We start from the raw sequence: 20,268 nt of genomic DNA on the forward strand, positions 1-20,268 counted from the left end.
TCCGCACTTTCTCGCCTCGCATGAGCAGGCGACCTTCGTCTGGATACCCCATGCGCATCGCGGCTTCCTGGTTCTGGCTTGCATGTCTCGGATGGATCACGGCAGCGAATGCTGCGGATGCGCCAGGCTTCGATACCCGCCCGGAACAGGCCGTCATCGCCCGCCTGTTGCCGCAGCAGGCCAGGCAGTTCGAACTCGCTGCGTTGCCCGCGAACGATGGCAGCGAACGCTTTCGCATCAGCCGCGCCAATCAGCACATCAAAGTGGAAGGCAGCACCCCGAGCGCGTTGCTGTTTGGCGTGAACTGGTATCTGAAGTACGTGGCTCAGGTACAGATCTCTCCCAACGGCGACCGCGTCGGTTCCGCTCCGTTTCCCCTGCCGGACCACACCATCGACGGGCAAGCCCACTATGCCCATCGTTATGCGCTGAACGAGAACGTTGACGGCTACACCGCACCCTATTGGGACTGGCCGCGCTGGCAACGGGAAATCGACGTGCTCGCGCTTTCGGGCGTCAACGCCGTGCTGGTCGAGCGCGGCATGGACAGCGTGCTGTACCAGACGTTCCGCGACGTGGGCTATGCGGACGCCGAGATCCGCCAATGGATCACCCAGCCCGCGCACCAGAACTGGCAATTGATGGGCAACCTGTGCTGCTTCAACGGCCCCATCAGCACGACACTGATGCAACAACGCGCCGCGTCGGCCAGGCAGATCGTGGCGCGGCTGCGCGAACTGGGCATCACGCCGGTGCTGTCCGGTTTCTACGGCATCGTGCCCGCCGACTTCCAGAAAAGGTTTCCACAGGCCCATGTGGTGCCGCAGGGCGAGTGGGCCGGTTTCACCCGACCGGGCTGGCTCGATCCACGCGATCCGCTGTTCGCCAAGCTGGCGGCGTCGTTCTACCGGCACCAACACGATATCTTCGGCGACAGCAGCATTTACGATATGGAAGTGTTCCAGGAAGGCGGCGATGCCGGCGACGTTCCCGTGCCTGAAGCGGCGCGCGACGTGCAGAACGCCTTGCTGTCCGCGCATCCGGGCGCCAAGTGGATGATGCTGGCCTGGCAAGGCAACCCTCGCCAGGACTTGCTCGCCGGCGTCGACCGCCAGCATCTGCTGATCGTCGATATCGATCACGACCGCGTGCCGCGCGACAACCGCGAGAAGGACTTCCAGGATGCGTCCTTCCTGTTCGGCGGCATCTGGGAATTCGGCGGCCGCACCACGCTGGGCGCCAATATCCGCAACATCACCGAGCGGCTGCAGCGGCTGGGACGAACCCAACGCAACATGGCCGGCACCGCACTCTTTACCGAAGGCATGGACACCAATCCCTTCGCTTTCGATCTGTTCACGGAAATGGCCTGGCGCATCGACCCCGTCGACACGAAGCAGTGGACGGCGAACTATGTGCGCCGCCGCTATGGCGCGGACGACGCGCACGCCAGCGCTGCCTGGAACGTGCTGCTCGCCACGGCGTACGACATCCGTATCGACGAAGTGGTGTTCAACAGCGAGCGCGACGCAGCGCAGGAATCGCTGTTCGACGCGCAGCCCAGCCTGACGGTCAACCGCGCTTCGAACTGGTCGCCCGAGGCCATGCGCTACAGCGCCGAGGCGTTCAAGCAAGCGCTGCCCGAGATGCTGAAGGTGTCGCCCGCGCTGCGTGGCAGCGAAACCTATCGATACGATCTGGTGGACATCGCCCGCCAGACCCTCGCCAACGAAAGCCGCCTGCTGCTGCCGCAGATCAAGGCTGCATACGACGGCAAGGATCGCCCGCGTTTCCACACCCTCACGCAACGCTGGCTGCAACTGATGGATCTGCAGGACGAGTTGCTGTCCACCAACCGCTTCTTCCTGGTGGGCCGTTGGCTCGCCGCCATCGAGCCGTGGGCGTCCACGCCGGAAGAGCGCGAGCGGCTCAGCTACGACGGCCGCTCCCTGCTGACTACCTGGGGTGATCGCAAGGCGAGCGAAGGCGCCAGTCTGCACGACTACGGCAACAAGGATTGGGCGGGCCTGACCCGCGACTACTACCGACTGCGCTGGGCCACCTACTTTAACGGGCTGGACGAAGCACTGCGCACCGGCGCCACCGCCAAACCGATCGACTGGTTCGCCATGGGCGATGCCTGGAACCACGGCACGCAACACTATCCCGACCAACCGGCCGGCGATGCTCATGAAGTGGCGTCGCGAATCGAGAAGGTACTCGCGCCCTCCCGTCACTGAGGCAGCTTGCGACTGGTTCGAATCGTCTTCGCACCGTGCGAATTGGCAAAGCGTCTTTCGTTATCGACAACGCAAACCGACGTGCCGCCCTAGGCTTGGAAACCGTCCGGACGGCTAAAGTCCTCGCGCTGCAGGAACACCCATGCGTCACGCATCACCCGTGGAATCGATCGCCTTGCCGCACGGCTATCCCGGCCCGCTGCGCGAACGGGGTACCGCCATGGCCGCGTCGACCGACGCGCCGATCGCCATTCCTGCCCTGGGCTTGACGCTATGGGTTCGTCTCTCGCCCGACACCTTCGGCGGTGCTGCGTCGGTGATCGAAACCCTGCATGCGCCGGGCTTCGGCCCTCCGCTCCACCGTCACGCCGAGACGGAAGTCTTCCGCGTGCTCCAGGGCCGCTATCTCATGCGCCTGGACGACCGCTGTTTCGAGATCACTGAGGGCGATGTCGTCACGGTGCCGGGCGGCACGCCGCACGCCTTCGTCAATCTAAGCGATCGCCCATCGCGTCAGCTCGTGTTGATCACGCCCGGCATGCATGCGGACGTGTTCTTCCGCGAGCTGAGTGCCCTGATGGCGGACGGGCCACCAGCCCGAACCGCGCTGGATGCATTCGGCCGCCAGTGGGGCGTGGAGTTCCTTGGGCCGCCGCTGCAGCTCGATGACGTTGCCAACGTGGCCTGAAAACTAAGGCAGCGGAGCCAGGAAATCCGCAACGGTTTCGAGCACCAGTTCCGGCAGGCTCTCGGCAATGCAATCGCGCATCCGTTGCCAGGCCTCCGGGTCGACCGACGGGCGTGCCAGCCCCTCGGCTTTTGTCGCGGCCGATGGCCATTGCGTGTAGCTGTACCAGATATCGTCCGGCCCCCGATGCAAGCGCGAACCCAACGAGCCTCGCTCGGCCCGCAGCAGTTGAGTCACACGCGACCACGCTTCGACAAATGCCGGTTCGGAACCGGCATGCAGCCGCCAACGGTAAAGCGCGCAAAACGCGGGAGTAGCGTTGCTCATCAGGTCTCCTGGGGGATCGGGCATTCACCCGGGCGGGCAACCCAAGCTTGCCCGAAAAATTCCACAGGAACAGCCGCTGCACGCCCGATGCGCCGTCCACACTCGGAAAAATCGAGCGCCCACGCCAACGTCCTGGCTGGGTCGTACAACCAACTCGAATAACCCAAGGAAGCTGCGCATGAAGCGATGGATGTTGATGGTGTGCCTGCTGTTCGCCGGCGGAAGCGCTTGCGCGGACCCCATGGTCTGGCAGCCCGCCGCCGGCCACACGCAAATACCGCTCTGGCCGGGCGCAGCGCCCGATGTGCAGCCTGTCCCCGGACCGGAAACCCTCACCAAGGGGGCAATCACCAATGTCACGCGTCCCACCATGACGGTGTACTCGCCCACCGGAGTGAATACCGGTGCTGCGGTGATGGTGATTCCGGGCGGCGGTTTCCAGATCCTGGCCATCGACCTGGAAGGTACCGAGATCTGCGACTGGCTCACCGCCAAGGGCATCACCTGCATCCTGCTGAAATACCGCGTTCCCAGCGTGCCCTATGTATGGCAATGCGATTGCCGTCCGCACAACTTCACTACGTCGGTGCCCTCGCTGCAGGACAGCCAGCGGGCGCTTCGACTGGTGCGCGCCCGTGCCGCCGAATGGCACATCGATCCGCACAGGATCGGCGTGCTCGGATTCTCGGCGGGCGGCTATCTGGTGGCGGAAGTGAGTACGCGCTTCAAGAAGGATCTGTATAAACCGGTGGACGCGGCGGACCGGCAAAGCAGCCGCCCGGACTTCGCCGTCGCCATCTATCCGGGCCACCTGGCCACGGAGGACGACAAGTTCAACAAGAACGTCACCGTCTCCCACGACACGCCGCCCACCTTTCTGGCCCAGGCCGAAGACGACGACGTCGATGGCGTGAACCAGTCGCTGGTCTACTACGCCGCGCTGAAGAAGGCCGACGTTCCGGTGGAGATGCATCTGTACACGCACGGTGGCCACGCGTTCGGCCTGCGCAAGACGGCACAGCCGATTTCCGACTGGCCGCATCTGGTCGAGGTGTGGCTGCGCACCATTGGCATGGTGCAGAACTGAGCGACGGGTTCCCGGAGGGAGTCCTATCGAACGCGCGAAAAGTAATAGGTCTTCAAGACCGGCACGCCCTGGTCGCCGAAATACGCGGACGTCTCGACGAGATGCTTGCCGTCCGGCTCCACGCTGTAGATGCGCGTGGAGCCGGGAATGCCGCCCTTGCTCAAACTCATGATCAGCACATTGGGTGCGGGCATCTTGAACGCGGCGACATCGGCCTCCGGGCTGCCCTGCACGGCGACAGGCGCGCCGTCGAGTGCGCCGGTTCCGAGCGCATGGCTTTCCGCGCCGTCGGCACTGACGATATCGACGTGCGTCGTCCACTTGCCGCCTGCATCGCTGAAACTGATCGTCACGCTCTTCGGCCGCGCCTCGGGCGCCAATGACATGCGCGATGTATCGAGGGCCCAACTGCCGAGCAAGGAAGCACTCCCTGCGGCTCGCGCGGTAAGCGGCACGCTCTGCGCCAAACCGGCGATCAGCATGAGGGTGACGAGTGCTTTCATGAGGTCTCTCTCCTTGGTTGGCCTTCCACACGACAGCGTTTGAATCGGTCTATATGCGGCCGTTGCCAGGGTACCGACGCTTGCGGCGCCCGCCACGCCATCCGCGCGGCCACTATAAGCTCCTGCGCTTTCAGTGGCATAGCGCAGCGGCAAGCCGATAGCGGGGGCAAATCGCCATGGTGTCTGCGCAGGGGGTCACAAATTCCTAGTGACCGTGTGTACACAAATGTCACGACACCGTGGACAATGGCGGGATTACCACTCCGGAAGGGGGAGCCGGAACCATGACTCATAGCGATACCGCGGGCCGCCCCGTGGCCCAACTGCTGGTCGTCACTCGCAGCCTCGTGGAGCTGACCGATCGGGCTGTATCCGACAGTGAGTTGTCGCACGCGGCCGCCGATGTGCTGGTGTTCGCGGCTCGCCAGGCGGCACGCCTGGTGGAAGACGTGGTGAGCCTTCGTTCGCGCGACCCCGATGGCGCATCGGCCTTCGTGCAATGTTCCAGCAGCACCGACCTGGACCGCGCCTATAGCGACCTTGAATGCCTTGCCGAAGCGGCTGGCATGATCCGCGCGCACGGTATCGGCACGCAGTACCGTGCCCACCTGGCGTACCTGATGCGTTATGCCGCGGAGTCCGCGTGCAGCGCGCTGGAGCGCGCGGAGCAATCGATGAACCTGGCCGACATCACCAGCCTGACCAACAGCTGGGCGATGGACGCGCACAACTGAGGCGCGCGCCCTCGCCTTCCCCGCATCGAGCCGGACTTACGGCTTGGCGGCGGCTTCCGGCGGCGAGGCCTGCTGCAACGGTCCCACCGTGACGTGACCGGCCCAGCCGTCGAAGACATTCACGGCAGCGGCATCCACCGTCTTCATCACCATCTGCACCGGCGGGCAACTCATCGGATCGGCCGGCGGCTTGGACGGATCGTTCATGCCGGCCATGCAGTACTTCGCGCCCTGATTGCTCAAGCGATTGAGCATGGCCATGCCATCGGCATAGCGGCGTTCGGCGCGCGGCGCCGCGGTGGCGTCGGCATAGACCGGACGCAGTGCGGCCAGCTGTTGTTCGGCGGCCTTGCGTTCCGCATCGGTCGCCTTCTTCCAGGCCGTGTCGTGGGCCTGCTTGAAGTCGGAATTCGCGCGCTCGGACGCCAACGCAAGCCAGGCCAGTCCCAGCGGACGATTCACCGGCTGGTGGTCGCCATTGAGCGCCATCACGCCCAACACGTATTGCGCCGGCTTGCTCGCCCAGCTGGCCGCCGTCTTGAAGAAGCGCTGCGAGTTCTCATAGCGACCCAGGCCGTACGACTGCGAGCCCAGGCAGTAGTAGTAGTCGCCGGGGAGGAATTTCTCCTCGCCGGACACGCAACGCGTGTTGGCGAGATCGGCATCGGTGGGCGGCGTGTCGGCATCAGGCGCGGCGTTGCTTGTCTGCGCACCGGCCAGCGGCGCCACCAAAACCATCAGCGTGGCCAGCGCCACAGCCCACGCCCTGTTCTGCCATCCGTGCATTGTCTTGCCCTCTGCGGTGGATACATCGTGCCGATCTGACGGCTTATCCTAACGTCGCAGAACGCGCTTGGCGCACCTGGAAAACAAAGCATTTTCTTGCGCCGCAAGGAGTTACACCAGCGGTGCCCCGTCGCGTGATGTCAGACAGGTGTTCCTAGGCACGCATCCGCGCACCATCACGACGAGGCGCGCGGATTGTGTCGATCGCGACGCGCCGCTTCCTTGCGTCCAATCGCAAATTCGCATGCTGCGTGGGGCGGCATCCGCCCCGCGTGACGGAGCGCTCAGTGAAACCGCCCCGAAACGACGCCGCGAGCGTTCGCCCCGTTCTCGCCGCCTGCGACAGGACCGCACGATGATGCGGGACATCTCCCGCCCGCTCGGCGAGAATGTGCCCATGAGCGAGTCGCCCTTTTGCCCGACGTGAGCCATAGCCTCGATCTGCCACTGGAAAGCCCGATCCAGCCGGGCCTGATGGTCATCCATGGCAATCGCATGGAAGACCTGCGCGACCTGCTGACCGCATGGCTGGCGCGCGCGCCGCTGCGCCCGCTGGAAGACGAACTGATGCTGGTGCAGAGCAACGGCATCGCCCAGTGGCTGAAATGGGCGCTGGCGCGGCCGGCCGCCGAAGGCGGCCTGGGCATCAGCGCGGCCATCGACGTGCAGTTGCCCGGCCGTTTCCTGTGGGCGGCCTATCGCAGCGTGCTGGGTCGCGAGGCCGTGGCCACCACCTCGCCGTTCGACAAATCCCGCCTCAGCTGGCGTCTGCTGCGCCTGTTGCCAGCCCATCTGCACGAAGCCGATTTCGCGCCGCTGCGCGATTTTCTCCGCGACGATCCGGACGAGCGCAAGCGCTTCCAACTGGCCGAACGCGTGGCCGACCTGTTCGACCAGTACCAGGTCTACCGCGCGGACTGGCTGATCGACTGGGAGCGTGACCGCTACGTCTTGCGCGACGACCTGCGCGGCACGCACACCGACTTGCCGGCCGACCAGCGCTGGCAGGCGCGGCTCTGGCAACTCCTGCTCGACGACGTGGGCGAGGAACGCCACAACCATCGCGCCGCCGTGCACCAGGCCTTCCTGGAACGCATCGCCAGCCTCGCCAGGCGCCCGGCGAGCCTGCCGCGACGCATCGTAGTGTTCGGCATCTCCTCCTTGCCGCAGCAGACGCTGGAAGCGCTTACCGCGCTGTCGCGCTTCAGCCAGGTGATGTTGCTGGTGGCCAATCCCTGCCGGCACTACTGGGCCGACATCATCGAGGATCGCGAACTGCTCAAGGCCAGCCAGCGTCGGCATGGACTGAAGCCGGGCCTGCCGAGCGAACCGCGCTACGAAGACCTGCACCTGCACGCCAATCCGCTGCTGGCCGCGTGGGGACGGCAGGGCCGCGACTACATCCGCCTGCTGGATGCGTTCGACAAGCCCGAGGGCTATCGCAAGCAGTTCAGCGCATGGAATCGCAGCATCGACCTGTTCGCCGATACCGACGCCAGCACCCTGCTGCGACAGATGCAGCAAGCGATCCTGGATCTCGAACCGTTGCCGCCCGATCCCTCGCAGCGCAAGGCGTGGCAGCACGGCGACAACTCGTTGCGTTTCCATGTCGCGCACAATCCGCAGCGCGAAGTGGAAATCCTGCACGACCAGTTGCTGGCCATGTTCGAAGATGCCGCGCAACGTGGCGAACCACTTTCCCCGCGCGACATCATCGTGATGGTGCCCGACATCCAGGGCTACGCGCCGCACGTGCAGGCCGTGTTCGGTCGCCTGCCACCGGACGACGCGCGCCACCTGCCCTTCTCGGTGGCGGACCAACCCTCGCGTGGCGCCGTGCCGTTGATGGTGGCGCTGGAACACCTGCTCTCGATGCCCGAATCGCGTTTCGCCGTGAGCGACCTGCTCGACCTGCTCGACGTGCCCGCGCTGCGCGCCCGCTTCGGCATCGACGACAACGGCCTGCCCACGCTGCGCCGCTGGATCGAAGGCGCCGGCATCCGCTGGGGGCTCGACCGCCAGCAGAAGCAAAGCCTCGAACTGCCGGGCATCGAACAGAACACCTGGCGTTTCGGCTTGCGCCGCATGCTGCTCGGTTACGCCGTGGGCGATGGCGAGACCTGGCACGGCATCGCTCCGTATGGCGAAGTCGGCGGACTCGATGCCGCGCTGATCGGTCCGCTCATCCAACTGCTCGACCGGCTGGAGCAGTGGTGGGCACGCATGCGCGAGCCAGCTGCGCCAAATGCATGGCACCAGCGCCTGCAGCAACTGCTGATCGACTTCTTCGATGCGGACGATCCGTCGGACAGCGACCGCCTTACGCGTTTGAACGATGCGCTGGACGAATGGCAGCAGGCGTGCATCGAAGCGGATTTCACCGCACCGCTGCCGCTCAACATCGTGCGCGAGCACTGGCTGAAATCCATGGACGAAAGCCGCCTGTCGCAGCGATTCATGGGCGGCGCGGTGAGCTTCTGCACCTTGATGCCGATGCGCGCGATCCCGTTCCGCGTGGTCTGCCTGCTCGGCATGAACGATGGCGACTACCCGCGCCGCCAGGCACCCGCCGATTTCGATCTGATGGCCCAGCCGGGCCATGCCCGTCCCGGCGACCGTTCGCGCCGCGAAGACGATCGCTACCTGTTCCTCGAAGCCCTGGCCTCCGCGCGCGACGCGCTCTACATCAGCTGGGTGGGCCGCAACGTGCGCGACAACAGCGTGCTGCCGCCCTCGGTGCTGGTGGGCCAGCTGCGCGATTACGTGGCGGCCGGCTGGGTCCGCCAGGGCGACGACGCGAGTGAGCCCCGTGCCGGCGAGCACTTGCTCGATGCCATGACCACGGTGCATCCGCTGCAGCCTTTTTCACGGCGCTATTTCAGCGCGGATGCCGATGCCCGCCTGTTCACCTATGCGCGCGAATGGCGTCAGGCGCATCGCGGTCACGAGGATGCGTCGGCCCATGCACCGCTCGCCGCGTGGGAACCGGATGCCGCCGTCGGCATCGGCTTGCTGCAAAGTTTTCTGGCACGCCCCGTCCGTCACTTCTTCAACCATCGCCTGAAGGTGCACTTTGGCGAGCGCGATGAAGAAACCATGGACGACGAACCGTTCGGCCTCAACGCACTCGAACGCCATATCGCCACCACCGGCGTGCTGCGGGCGGCCGTGGCCGCCACGGATGCGCGGGCGGCCGTCGACATCGCCACCCGGCAGTTGTCCGACCAGGGCAGCCTGCCGCCCGGTGGTTTTGGCGAACTGGCGCGCGACGCGCTGGCTCGCGAAGGCGGCGATCTCGCCACGCGCTGGCTGGCCGCCTGCGCGCGCTGGCCGCTGGCCGCCGAGAAGATCGAAGTGCTGCACGAAGCGCACGGCGTGCGGCTGGAAGATTGGCTCACCGATCTGCGCCAAGGCGACGACAAGACGCTGGTGAGGCTCGAGCTGGCTACCGGCAAGCTGCTGCAGAAAGGCGACCTTCGCTACGACAAGGCCATCAACGCGTGGGTCATCCATGTGGTGGCACACGCCGTGGGGCTGCACATGCAGACCCGCATCATCGGCGTGGACAGCACGCTCCTGCTGCCGCCGATCAGCACCGACGACGCCGTCATGTGCCTCAACGCGCTGCTCTCCAGCCTGCGCGAAGGCATGCGCATGCCGCTGCCGATCGCCCGCAAGACGGCTTTCGCGTGGCTGCAGAACCTCGACGACCCGGACAAGGCACGCAAGCAGGCGCAGCTCGCCTATGAAGGCAGCGGTTTCGGCGCCGTGGGCGAATTGCAGGAGGACGCTTACCTCGCTCGTTCATGGCCACGATTCGAGGCGCTGGAGGCGGGCGGCTTTCATCACTGGCTGGCGCTTTACCAACCGATACTCACCGCGCTTTCCCACGAGGCGGATGCATGAGCACCACGGCGCCGCTGCAACCTTTGCAACTGCCCTTGCACGGCATCCAGCTGATCGAAGCCAGTGCCGGCACCGGCAAGACCTGGACCATCGCCGCGCTTTACCTGCGACTGGTGCTGGGTCACGGCACGCCGGGCGGCAAAACGCTGCTGCCTTCGCAGATCCTCGTGCTCACCTTCACCAAGGCCGCCACGGCGGAGTTGCGCGAACGCATCCGCGAGCGATTGAGCGAAGCGGCCGACGCGTTTCGCGGGCGTCGCGAAGCGGACGATTTTCTGCGCGACCTGATCGCTGTCTATGCCGACGACGATGCCCAGGCTCGTGCCGCGCGCCAGCTGGATCTGGCCGCGCAGTGGATGGACGAATCGGCGATCCACACCATCCATGCGTGGTGCCAGCGCATGCTGAGCCAGCATGCGTTCGACAGCGGGCACCCGTTCGTGCAGGACACCGATACGGATGAAAGCGCGCTGCTCGCGGACATCGTGCGCGATTACTGGCGCTGCCATTTCTTTCCGCTGGATCGCGATGGCGCCGCCCTGGTGACGCGCTGGTGGAAAAGCCCCGCCGACCTGCAGACCGACCTGCGCCCCCTGTTGCGCCAGCCGCCCGAGAGCCTGCGGCTGGACGGCAAGCCGCTGCCCGACCCGGCGCATGTGCTCGATCGATTTCGCGATCACGTCGGCACGGTTGCCGTCGCCGAAGCGCAGGCCCGGCAGCGCTGGCTGGAGGATATCGACACTATCAACGCGATGTTCCTGCAGGCGCTCGAGGCCGGTGCGTTGAACGGCAACAAGATGCGCCGCGAGAAAGTGCTCGACGAACTGGCCGTGCTTCGCGCCTGGGCGAACGACGCCGCGGATGCGTCGGCCACCCTGCCCCGCTACACCCAGTCGGCGCTCGCGGCGGCCAAGAACAAGAACGCGCAAGCACTGCAGCACGCCGCCTTCAGCGCCATCGAAGCCTGTGTGGAAGCGCAAGGCTTGATCGCGCCGTGGCGTGCCCCGGTACTGGCGCATGCCACGCGCTGGGTGGCGGCCAAGCTGGAAGAAACCAAGCTGCGCCGCTCGCAGCTGGGCTTCGACGACATGCTCAAGCGCCTAGATGGCGCCTTGCACGGCCATACCGGCAAGCGCCTGGCCGATACCATCGCTGCGCAATATCCGATGGCGTTGATCGACGAATTCCAGGACACCGATACGCTGCAGTGGCGCATCTTCCATCGGGTGTATGCACGTCGCGACACCACTGGACTGTTGTTGATCGGCGATCCCAAGCAGGCGATCTACGGCTTTCGCGGCGCGGACATCCACACTTATCTTCGCGCCCGCACCAGCGCGCAGCAGCCGATGTGGACGCTGGGCACCAACTATCGCTCCACCCAGCCGCTGGTGGCGGCAGTGAACCGCGTGTTCGCGTTCGCCGACACGCATGAGGATGGCGCGTTTGCGTTCGGACGCGGCCGCGATGCCCTGCCGTTCTTTGCCGTGGATGCCCGCGGGCGCGGCGACCAGCTGGTGCTGGACGACCAGCCGCTCCCGCCCTTGCAACTGGCCGTACAGCAAAGCGACGAGGCCATCAGCAGCACGGCCTACACCGAGCTGATGGCACGCCACGCGGCCAGCTATCTGGTGGAACTGCTGGCCGCCGCGCAGGACGGCCGCTGCGGATTTCGCAGCGCCGACGGCGCACTGCGCCCGCTTAGACCCGGCGACATCGCCATCCTCGTTCGTCGTGGCGCCGAGGCGGCCAAGGTGCGGGAGGAGATGCAGCGCCGCGGACTGAAGAGCGTCTATCTCTCCGATCGCGATTCAGTCTACGCCTCGCCGGAGGCGGCCGATCTGCTGCGCTGGTTGCGCGCCTGCGCGGAACCGGGCTCCGACCGCGCCATGCGCGCCGCGCTGGCCACGCCGACGCTGGGACAGAGCGACCAGGAACTCGATCGCCTCAATCTCGACGAACACCACTGGGAAGCCTGCGACGACCGCTTCCGCCAGTTGCACTTCACCTGGCAGCGCCACGGCGTCCTGGCGATGCTGCACGACCTGTTGCATGCCTTCGATCTGCCGTCGCGCCTGCTCGTCCATGCCGATGGCGAGCGTGCGCTGACCAATCTGCTGCATCTGGCGGAACTGCTGCAGCATGCGGCGGCGACGCTGGATGGCGAGCATGCGCTGATCCGTTATCTCGCAGCGCAGATGGCCACCGCGCACGATCCACAGGCGGAAACCGCCGACGAACAGATCGTGCGCCTGGAAAGCGAAGCGGCGTTGATCAAGGTCGTGACGATCCACAAGTCCAAGGGACTGGAATACCCGCTGGTGTTGCTGCCCTTCCTCTGTTCGGCGCGCGAACTGAAGGCGGACGATAGCTTCACCTGGCACGACGAGGATGGCGAACGTCGCATGGATCTTCGCGCCAACGACGCCGCCCTCGCCCAGGCCGATCGCGAACGCCTGCAGGAAGACTTGCGCCTGCTGTATGTCGCTCTGACGCGTGCCCAATACGCCTGCTGGATGGGCGTGGCGTGCACGCGTTCGGGCAATGGCAAGGCATCGACACTGCACAAGTCGGCATTCGGTTATGTGTTGTCGGGTGGTGCCAGGATCGAGCCTGCCGAGTTGATGCAGCGCCTGCAGGCGCTGCGCGATGCCGAGCCCGGCATGGCGATCCGCACACTCGACATGCCCGGCATGCATCCTCTTCCGGCGACGCAGGACGAGGTCGCCCCGCTATGGGAAGCACGCCTCTACCAGGGACCGGCGGCGGAGCGCTGGCGCGTATCCAGTTACAGCGGCCTGAAATATGCCGAGGTGGAAGAGACCCGTGTTCCGGCACCGGAAACGGCCACGCAGGACATCCTGATCGAGGCCAGTGCCGAGCAGCCCGCGCCGTCCGATGTTCCGAGTGCACCCGCGCAAGGCATCCATGCGTTCCATGCCGGCGCGGAAGCCGGCACCTTCCTGCACGACCTGCTCGAATGGGCGGCCGACGAAGGATTCGCCGCGGCTGCGGAAAATACAGCGGCGTTGGAAAAGGAGATCGCCCGCCGCTGCCAGCGCCGCGGTTGGCAAGCGCACATCCCCATGCTCACGGCATGGATGGCCGGCCTGCTGCGCACGCCGCTGGACCTGCCCGACGGCAGCAGCGCAGCGCTGTCTCAGATGTCCAGCCACTACGCCGAACTGGAATTCTGGTTCGAGGCGCAACACGTCGATACGCTGGTGCTCGATCGCCTGGTCACCGCGCATACGCTGGAGGCCCGCCCGCGCCTCGCGTTGCTGGCCGAGCGCATCCATGGCTTGCTCAAGGGCTTTATCGACCTGGTGGTGGAACAGCAAGGCCGCTATTACGTGATCGACTACAAATCGAACAAGCTGGGCAACGATGCGAGCGCGTATACCGCGGAAGCGATGCGCGACTCGATCCTGCGCGAACGCTACGACCTGCAGTACGCGCTGTACACGCTGGCCTTGCATCGACAGCTGCGCGCACGATTGCCCGGCTACGACTACGAACGCCATATGGGCGGCGTCGCCTATCTGTATCTGCGCGGCGTCGATGGCGCGGGCCACGGCGTGCATGTCGAGCGACTGCCCAAGGGGTTGATCGACGCCATGGATCGCCTGTTCGCCACCGGGGAGCATGCCCGTGTCGCATGATGCTCAAGCCACATCCATGGAACTGGCCATCGAACGCGGCTGGCTGCGACCGCTGGATGCGGCCTTTGCGCAATTCCTCGTGGCCCAGGATCCTGCCGCATCGCCGGCACTGCCCTTGCTTGGCGCACTGGTGAGCCGACAACAGGCCGATGGCCATCTGTGCCTGGATCTGTCGGCCTGGGAATCGCTGGCCGACGATGCGGGCTGGCCGGCCGGTTGGCGCGCCATGCTTGCGGAAGCAGCAGGCGCATCGTCGTCGTTGCTGCCATCGGCGCTGGTCGCATCGCCGGACGATGCATCCTCGTCGGGATCGCCCTTGGTGCTCGACGGCAGCCGCCTCTATCTGCGCCGCTACTGGAACCACGAACAGCGCGTGGCGCAGGCGATCGGACAACGGCTGGCACGCACGCACGAGGTGTCGCCGCTGCTGTCGGCGCAACTGGCGCGCCTGTTCCCCGCCTCTTCCTCCGACTCTCCCGATTGGCAACGCGTGGCTTGCGCACTCGCCGCCCGTGGCGCCTTCACCGTGATCACCGGCGGTCCCGGTACCGGCAAGACCACCACCGTGGTGCGCCTGCTGGGCCTGCTGCAGACGTTGCATCGCAAGGAAACCGCGCGATCGTTGCGCATTCGCCTGGCGGCGCCCACCGGCAAAGCCGCAGCGCGCTTGCAGTCGTCGATCAGCACGCAAATTGCCCAGCTCGATGTCGACAGCGACGTGCGCGCCAGCATTCCCCATCAGGTGGATACGCTGCACCGGCTGCTGGGCGCGCGGCCGGATACCCGGCGCTTCCGTCACGACAGCAGCCATCCGCTGCATCTGGATGTGCTGGTGATCGACGAGGCGTCGATGATCGATCTGGAGATGATGTCCGCCGTGCTGGCAGCCTTGCCGGAAGACGCGCGATTGATCCTGCTCGGCGATAAGGACCAGCTTTCGTCGGTGGAAGCCGGCGCCGTGCTCGGCGACCTGTGCCGGCGCGCCGAGACCGGCCACTACGACGAAACGACCGCGCAATGGCTGCGCGAAACCACCGGCGACCGCATCGATGCCTGGGTACGCGGCGACGCGCGCCCGCTCGACCAGCACGTCGCCATGCTGCGCCACAGCCATCGCTTCGGCGCGGACAGCGGCATCGGCACGCTGGCGCAACGCGTCAACGAAGGTCATGCGAGCCAGGTGCACGCACTGCTTTCGCAACGCCATGCGGACATCGCCTGGATCGACGCCGCCGCGGACGCGCGCTCGCTCACCGACCTGGTGCTGGACGGCGGCGCCTCGCGCTTCCTGCCGCACGACGGCGGCTTGCACGCTCGAGGCTATCGCCACTACCTCCAATGGCTGCAGCGCGAACGCCCCGCGCCCCGCGCCGATGCGAAAGCCTGGGACGATTGGGCTCGCGGCGTACTGCAGGCGTTTGGCAGCTTCCAGTTGCTGTGCGCGCTGCGACACGGCCCGTTCGGCGCGGAAGGCCTCAATCGCCAGATCGCCGGCATCCTCCATCAGGCGCAGCTGATCGACACCACCCACGAGTGGTACGAAGGACGCCCCGTACTGGTCACGCGCAACGACTACAGCCTTGGCCTGATGAATGGCGACGTGGGCATCGCACTGCGCGTCCCGGACGAGCAAGGCGTACTCCATTTGCGCGTGGCGTTCGAGGTCGCCGGCGGCGCGGGCGACAGCAGCACGCGTATCCGCTTCGTCCTGCCTTCGCGACTCAGCGAGCGGGAAACCGTGTACGCCATGACGGTGCACAAATCCCAGGGTTCGGAGTTCGATCACGCCGCGCTGGTCCTGCCGACCGAAGCGAGCGCGGTGCTGACACGCGAACTGCTCTACACCGGCATCACCCGCGCCCGCCGCTGGTTCAGCCTGCTGGCACCCTCGGCCATGCTGCGCCAGGCGGTGGAACAACCCGTGCACCGCCACTCGGGCCTGCACCAGCGCTGGTCGTAAGGCGGCGGCGTTCCTTCTTGCAAGGCCGCCGCGGCGCGTTGAGTCGCGCACAAATGCGCTCCCACAGTGGCGTCGTTATTTGTGGGAGCGCACTTGTGCGCGACTCAACGAAGCGACTCACCTCCAATCGCCCCGTGCCCTCCAAGCAACAAGGGCGCAAACACGACCACCACTCAAACCCTCACCAGCATCCATCCGCCCCAGCCGTCCGCGTCCCGCGCTGATTGAGCGTCAACGTGCTGCACTGCGTATCGCGGCCGAGCTGCGCCGTGGTCGGTGTCGCCGTCACCGTGAACGAGGTGGACGTGGTCGCGGGCACCAGCGTGTAGTTGCGGGCGATCTGCGACTGGCAGTCCAGATGCGGATCGGCATTGGCGACACCCGCCGCCGTCTGGTCGTAGCGCAGGTTGCCGGTGTAGTAACGCTCCATGTAGTTGGCGTACTCCGCCATGCACGCCTGCGCGGCAACGCGATTGGTCTTTCCCACGTGCCGCAGGTAAGACGGCATGGCGATGGCGGCAAGAATGGCGATGATCGCCACCACGATCATCATCTCGATCAGGCTGAAGCCCGTGCCCTTGCTGCGGTGATGGCGTGACATCTGGCGTGTTCTCCTCGTTCGCATGGGGCTACCTCAGGGGTTGATCAGTTCGCGCCACGACACGCGCTTGAAGGTTCCTTGCGAGCCCGCGGTGTACACGCTGCTGTTGGAGCCGTTGTCGAAACTCACCAGCATCACGCCGCCCACGAAGATCGGGTTGTTCGGCAGCGAGCTGAAACCGATACCGCTGTTGGTATAGGTGTTGTTGCCCGAGGTGACCTTGTCGGCGTCGTTGATCGCACCATTGCCGTTGAGATCGAAGAAGCTGGTGCTGGCCGCCGTGCCGCTGAAGGGATCGAGCGCCATGATCCAGCCACGGCCGGAGGGGTTGCAGGCATCGGTCGCCACCGGAATACGCGTGGTCCCCAGCAGCATGCTGCCCTGGAACTGGTTGGCCGTGACGATGCGTTCGCCTTCGGCACCATTGAGTGGCGAGGTCAGGTCCATATACCAGCCGGACTTGTCGGTCAGATCGCTGGTGCTCGGCTTGGCGGTAACCGCGCGTCCGGGCGATACCGGCGGCGTGGCCGTGCTGTCGCCCGCCGTTTCGACCAGGATCTCGCGCTGCTTCAGCGCCGCCCTTCCCTTGGAGATCAGGTCGGTGACCACCGTGCCGCCGCTTGCCTGCACGATCAGGCCGTACCACGACTGCGTGGCCTTGCTGTTGAGATCCGTGGTGGACAGGTATTGGCCGGTGCCGAAGAACAGCCACAGGTTGCTGGTGGCCGGATCGCGCCCCATCAACATGCCGGCGGTGATCGGCTGCGCGTTGTTGCCCGAATCCTTGGCGGTGAATACCAGCTCGCCGATGCTGTTGGGCGTGGCGGCGGTGCCGTCGTTGAGCCCGAACTTCCACACCTGGCCCTTGGCGTCGCCCGCGTAGGCGACCGTGCTGATTCCGTTGGCGCTGTTGCCGATCCACACCGCCGGAGCCGCCAGGCCGTTGCCCGTGGCGGCATCGCTGGTGGTGTGCACCGTCAGGGCGCCATCGGTGATGCCGAACTGCAGCAGCGCCGCCGCGCCGTTACTGCTGTTGTAGCCATTGCCGATCAACACCGACCAAGAACCGTCGGCGGTTTGTGCGACGACCGGCTTGCCATTCATCTGGCCGATGTAGCTGCTGTTGGTGAGGCCATCGGCCGCCGAGCGTTCCCACAGCAACTTGAAGACGGTGGGATCGGAGACGTCGAGCGCATAGACCGACTTGGCCAGGCCCCGGCCCGTCGTGCCCACCGCCACCGTGTGCCACGCACCCGGGCTGCCGTAGTACACGTCGGCCACCGTCAACTCGCCATCGTTGAAGTACTGGTGCGTCACGTCGGTGCCGCCGTAAGCGGGATCGGCCAGTTGCTTGAGATTGCTGGTGATCACGGCCGACGGCAGATACGCATAGACCTCGGCGCCGGTGCTGGCATTGAAGGCGTGCAACATGCCGTCGTTCGCTGCCACCAGGATGAGGCCCGCCTGATTCGCCTTGCCCGAGGCGTAACTGGCGAAGGTGGTCGACCCGGTAAAGCTCTTGCCGACGAACTGGTTGGCGTTGGGCGCCCCCACGTATACCGGCTGCGAATTGACGATGTCGCCGAGCGGCGTGTCGCGGTTGCGCAAGGTGCCGGAGTTGCGCTGCTCCTTCGAGGTATCGCCCAGGAGATAGTTGATCATCGTCTGCTGCGCGGCCGTGCTGGCGCCCAGCGCATTCTGCTGCGCAGTGGACAGCATGCCGACATTGTCCGCGGTGAACTGGAACACCGGCAGATTGGTCGACGTGGCCGATGCGTTGTACGTGTACACCTTGCGGCTGGTGTAGGTGGGCAATGCCGCTGTCGCCGTCCAATCCGGGTTGGTGGCGATTGCTCCGGAGTTCGGATTGATCGACAACGCTTTCAGGTCGCCCTTCCACTTCGCCGTGTAGTAGTTGGCCTGATAGGCGACCGTACCGGTCTTCAGCTGCGTGGAGTTGGCGGCCAGGCTGGCACCCGTGCCGACGCGCTCGGTCGCGCGCTTGAGCGCATCCTTGAGGGCGCTGGTGAAGGCCTCGGGGCTGGTCGCGGAATAGAAGCCGCCGTGCCCGTTGACTGCCGCATGCGCCAGGTCGGCGATGTTGTTGATGCTGTCGGAACTGGGCGTGGGCCAGCTGAAATTGCTGATCGCCGTGCCACCGCGTGCCCAGTTGAAGATCTGGTCCACCGTGGTGCCAGTGGGCGAGATGCCGGTGGGCGTGAAGCCCAGGCCCAGCGTAAAGGTGGTCATGTGCTGCCAGAACGCCGGGTCTTCATTGTTGACCGGCACTTCGTTGGAGGTGTTCGTGCGCAGGTCGTTGACCCAGTAGTACATGGCGACGTCGGCCAGCGTTCCGGACAGGCTGTCCTTGTACGGCTTGGCCGCAGTGAACGTATAAGACTGGTTGTTGGCGCCCGTGTTGGTCTTCGACGTGCTGTCCGCATCGCCGATCGGCGTGGAGGCAGCCGCGCCGTTCCAGAAGCCGTCGGTGGTCAGAATGGTGTACGACTGGCGACAGGCCAACTCGGTGCTGCCGCTGGCCGTGCCGTAGTCAGGATCGGAACTCATCGAACCCCACGGCTGGTCGGTCTTGTAGTACTGACCCACGGCATCGAGCGCCGAACGCAACGGCGTGCCACTGCTGGCCGTTTCGCCCTCGAGCCAGGTCCAGAACGCACTCTTCTGGCTGCTGAAGGGTTTGACATTGGCGATCTTGATATCGTTCTTGCTGGACTGGTCGCTGGGCAGCTTGGAATCGTTGTTGCCGTCAATCGAGCCAAAGCCCACGCGGAAGGTGGGATCCAGGCCCGAGAACGAACTCATCAGGCCGCTCTTGGCCATCAGGATGCGCGTGCGGTAGTACGAGAACCAATTGGCCACGTTCTGCTGCGCCGTCGTGCTGTCGTCGCAGGTGGTCGAGGTGAGGCCTGCCGCTGTGCAGGCACCGGTCTTGCCGATGTACTTGCGCGTGTAGGTACCGTTGCTCTGCAGCTGGGTATAGGTGAACAGGTTGGTCGTGGTGGTGACCGTGGTGATCTTCTGGCACAGCAGGCTGGCCGGCAGATACGTGTCGGGACTGGTGCAGCCGGTAGTGTTCGGATTGCGGTAAGTCGTGTTGCCGCCACTGGTGCGCTTGCATAGGCCGTTGTTGGCGCTGCCATCCTTCACCAGCGTACCGCTGCTGCATGTGGGAGTGGCAGCGTACGTGCTGGTGTCGTTCGATGTCGTCGTGATGGCCGAGTAGTACTTGAAGTAGTGGTACGAGGTGCTGTTTCCCGCCGAACAGTTGCGCGAACTCACGTTGTTGTAGTCGCAAAAACTGTCCGACGCGTACTGCGTCGCATCGGTGGTTGTAGTGCTGCGGAAACCGTCGACGAACGCGCTGTCGATGCCGCTTGGCGTCGTATAACGGGTGCCATCGGCTTTGACGGGCGGCGTATAGGTCACCGTCGGGTTGTAGTAGGTGCCGTTGTTGCCGGCATAGCGAAGCGCATCGATGTCCACCAGCGTGGTGCCGTTGCTGGTCGTTGCACCGCTGAGGAATTTCGCATCGGGCATGAAATCCCAGGCCATCGAGCCGGAATCGTCGAACATCAGCACGATGTTGGGCGGCAGCGATTTCTGGATGATCAACGGCTGTTGATCCACCGTTACCGCCGACGCAGGTGTCGAAAGGACACCCAGCGCCAGCACCGTCACGCTGGTGGAAAGCAACCGACTGGCAAAACGCCTCACGCGGCCGTGCAGACTGACGTGGTTTTTCATGGAACCGCC

General features: G+C 65.4%; 12 protein-coding genes. 7 read left to right on the top strand and 5 right to left on the bottom strand.

All coding sequences use genetic code 11. The features are described 5' to 3' along the window. The first annotated feature begins 50 nt into the window (after positions 1–50). Together ACN9MB_RS15460 and ACN9MB_RS15465 are read left to right on the top strand one after the other, a co-directional pair. Entirely contained in the window at positions 51–2,240 is a 2,190-nt protein-coding gene (locus tag ACN9MB_RS15460) for an alpha-N-acetylglucosaminidase (RefSeq protein ID WP_426269509.1), read from the top strand. A 142-nt stretch (positions 2,241–2,382) separates the two neighbouring features. After that, positions 2,383–2,928 (top strand): cupin domain-containing protein, encoded by a 546-nt coding sequence (locus tag ACN9MB_RS15465; protein ID WP_426269510.1) that lies wholly within the window; start codon positions 2,383–2,385, stop codon positions 2,926–2,928. Positions 2,929–2,931: 3 nt separating this feature from the next. Here ACN9MB_RS15465 and ACN9MB_RS15470 read toward each other — a convergent pair whose 3' ends face one another. Beyond that, complete coding sequence (locus tag ACN9MB_RS15470; RefSeq protein ID WP_426269511.1) at positions 2,932–3,255, bottom strand: antibiotic biosynthesis monooxygenase; 324 nt, start codon at positions 3,253–3,255, stop codon at positions 2,932–2,934. Positions 3,256–3,448: 193 nt separating this feature from the next. On the opposite strand from ACN9MB_RS15470, the gene ACN9MB_RS15475 reads away from it, so the two are divergent. Beyond that, positions 3,449–4,342: an alpha/beta hydrolase gene (locus ACN9MB_RS15475; protein ID WP_425490761.1), complete on the top strand. Its 894-nt coding sequence runs from the start codon at positions 3,449–3,451 to the stop codon at positions 4,340–4,342. A gap of 23 nt (positions 4,343–4,365) precedes the next feature. Here ACN9MB_RS15475 and ACN9MB_RS15480 read toward each other — a convergent pair whose 3' ends face one another. After that, on the bottom strand, positions 4,366–4,845 hold the full coding sequence (locus ACN9MB_RS15480) for a hypothetical protein (protein ID WP_204634230.1): 480 nt from the start codon (positions 4,843–4,845) through the stop codon (positions 4,366–4,368). 284 nt (positions 4,846–5,129) lie between these two features. Between ACN9MB_RS15480 and ACN9MB_RS15485 the strand changes: the two genes are divergently transcribed. Further along, positions 5,130–5,579 carry a hypothetical protein gene (locus ACN9MB_RS15485; RefSeq protein WP_204634229.1) on the top strand — a complete coding sequence of 150 codons (450 nt, stop codon included), beginning with the start codon at positions 5,130–5,132 and terminating at the stop codon, positions 5,577–5,579. 36 nt (positions 5,580–5,615) lie between these two features. Here ACN9MB_RS15485 and ACN9MB_RS15490 read toward each other — a convergent pair whose 3' ends face one another. Beyond that, complete coding sequence (locus ACN9MB_RS15490; RefSeq protein WP_426269512.1) at positions 5,616–6,335, bottom strand: hypothetical protein; 720 nt, start codon at positions 6,333–6,335, stop codon at positions 5,616–5,618. Between the two features lie 453 nt (positions 6,336–6,788). Between ACN9MB_RS15490 and recC the strand changes: the two genes are divergently transcribed. Genes recC through recD form a run of 3 tightly spaced genes read left to right on the top strand, consistent with a single transcriptional unit; the run spans position 6,789 to position 15,893 of the window. Then, on the top strand, positions 6,789–10,271 hold the full coding sequence (gene recC, locus ACN9MB_RS15495) for an exodeoxyribonuclease V subunit gamma (protein ID WP_426271930.1): 3,483 nt from the start codon (positions 6,789–6,791) through the stop codon (positions 10,269–10,271). After that, the gene (gene recB, locus ACN9MB_RS15500) at positions 10,268–13,933 is read left to right on the top strand and encodes an exodeoxyribonuclease V subunit beta (protein ID WP_426269513.1); all 3,666 of its coding nucleotides are present in this window, start codon (positions 10,268–10,270) and stop codon (positions 13,931–13,933) included. The genes recC and recB overlap by 4 nt, the downstream gene beginning before the upstream one ends. Then, complete coding sequence (gene recD / locus ACN9MB_RS15505) at positions 13,917–15,893, top strand: exodeoxyribonuclease V subunit alpha (protein WP_426269514.1); 1,977 nt, start codon at positions 13,917–13,919, stop codon at positions 15,891–15,893. Before recB ends, recD begins: the two co-directional genes overlap by 17 nt. Before the next feature lie 181 nt (positions 15,894–16,074). On the opposite strand, the gene ACN9MB_RS15510 is transcribed toward recD, so the two are convergent. Both ACN9MB_RS15510 and ACN9MB_RS15515 read right to left on the bottom strand, forming a co-directional pair. Further along, the gene (locus tag ACN9MB_RS15510; protein ID WP_204634225.1) at positions 16,075–16,494 is read right to left on the bottom strand and encodes a type IV pilin protein; all 420 of its coding nucleotides are present in this window, start codon (positions 16,492–16,494) and stop codon (positions 16,075–16,077) included. 33 nt (positions 16,495–16,527) lie between these two features. Then, entirely contained in the window at positions 16,528–20,259 is a 3,732-nt protein-coding gene (locus ACN9MB_RS15515) for a pilus assembly protein (protein WP_426269515.1), read from the bottom strand. Between the last annotated feature and the right edge of the window lie 9 nt (positions 20,260–20,268).

It is taken from the genome of Dyella kyungheensis (assembly GCF_049913195.1).
Lineage (GTDB): Bacteria > Pseudomonadota > Gammaproteobacteria > Xanthomonadales > Rhodanobacteraceae > Dyella > Dyella kyungheensis.

Bases quoted from the DNA above. Each gene is read 5' to 3' on its own strand.
- ACN9MB_RS15460 (WP_426269509.1), top strand. From the start codon at position 51: ATGCGCATCGCGGCTTCCTGGTTCTGGCTTGCATGTCTCGGATGGATC.
- ACN9MB_RS15465 (WP_426269510.1), top strand. From the start codon at position 2,383: ATGCGTCACGCATCACCCGTGGAATCGATCGCCTTGCCGCACGGCTAT.
- ACN9MB_RS15470 (WP_426269511.1), bottom strand. From the start codon at position 3,255: ATGAGCAACGCTACTCCCGCGTTTTGCGCGCTTTACCGTTGGCGGCTG.
- ACN9MB_RS15480 (WP_204634230.1), bottom strand. From the start codon at position 4,845: ATGAAAGCACTCGTCACCCTCATGCTGATCGCCGGTTTGGCGCAGAGC.
- ACN9MB_RS15485 (WP_204634229.1), top strand. From the start codon at position 5,130: ATGACTCATAGCGATACCGCGGGCCGCCCCGTGGCCCAACTGCTGGTC.
- recB (WP_426269513.1), top strand. From the start codon at position 10,268: ATGAGCACCACGGCGCCGCTGCAACCTTTGCAACTGCCCTTGCACGGC.
- recD (WP_426269514.1), top strand. From the start codon at position 13,917: ATGCCCGTGTCGCATGATGCTCAAGCCACATCCATGGAACTGGCCATC.
- ACN9MB_RS15510 (WP_204634225.1), bottom strand. From the start codon at position 16,494: ATGTCACGCCATCACCGCAGCAAGGGCACGGGCTTCAGCCTGATCGAG.
- ACN9MB_RS15515 (WP_426269515.1), bottom strand. From the start codon at position 20,259: ATGAAAAACCACGTCAGTCTGCACGGCCGCGTGAGGCGTTTTGCCAGT.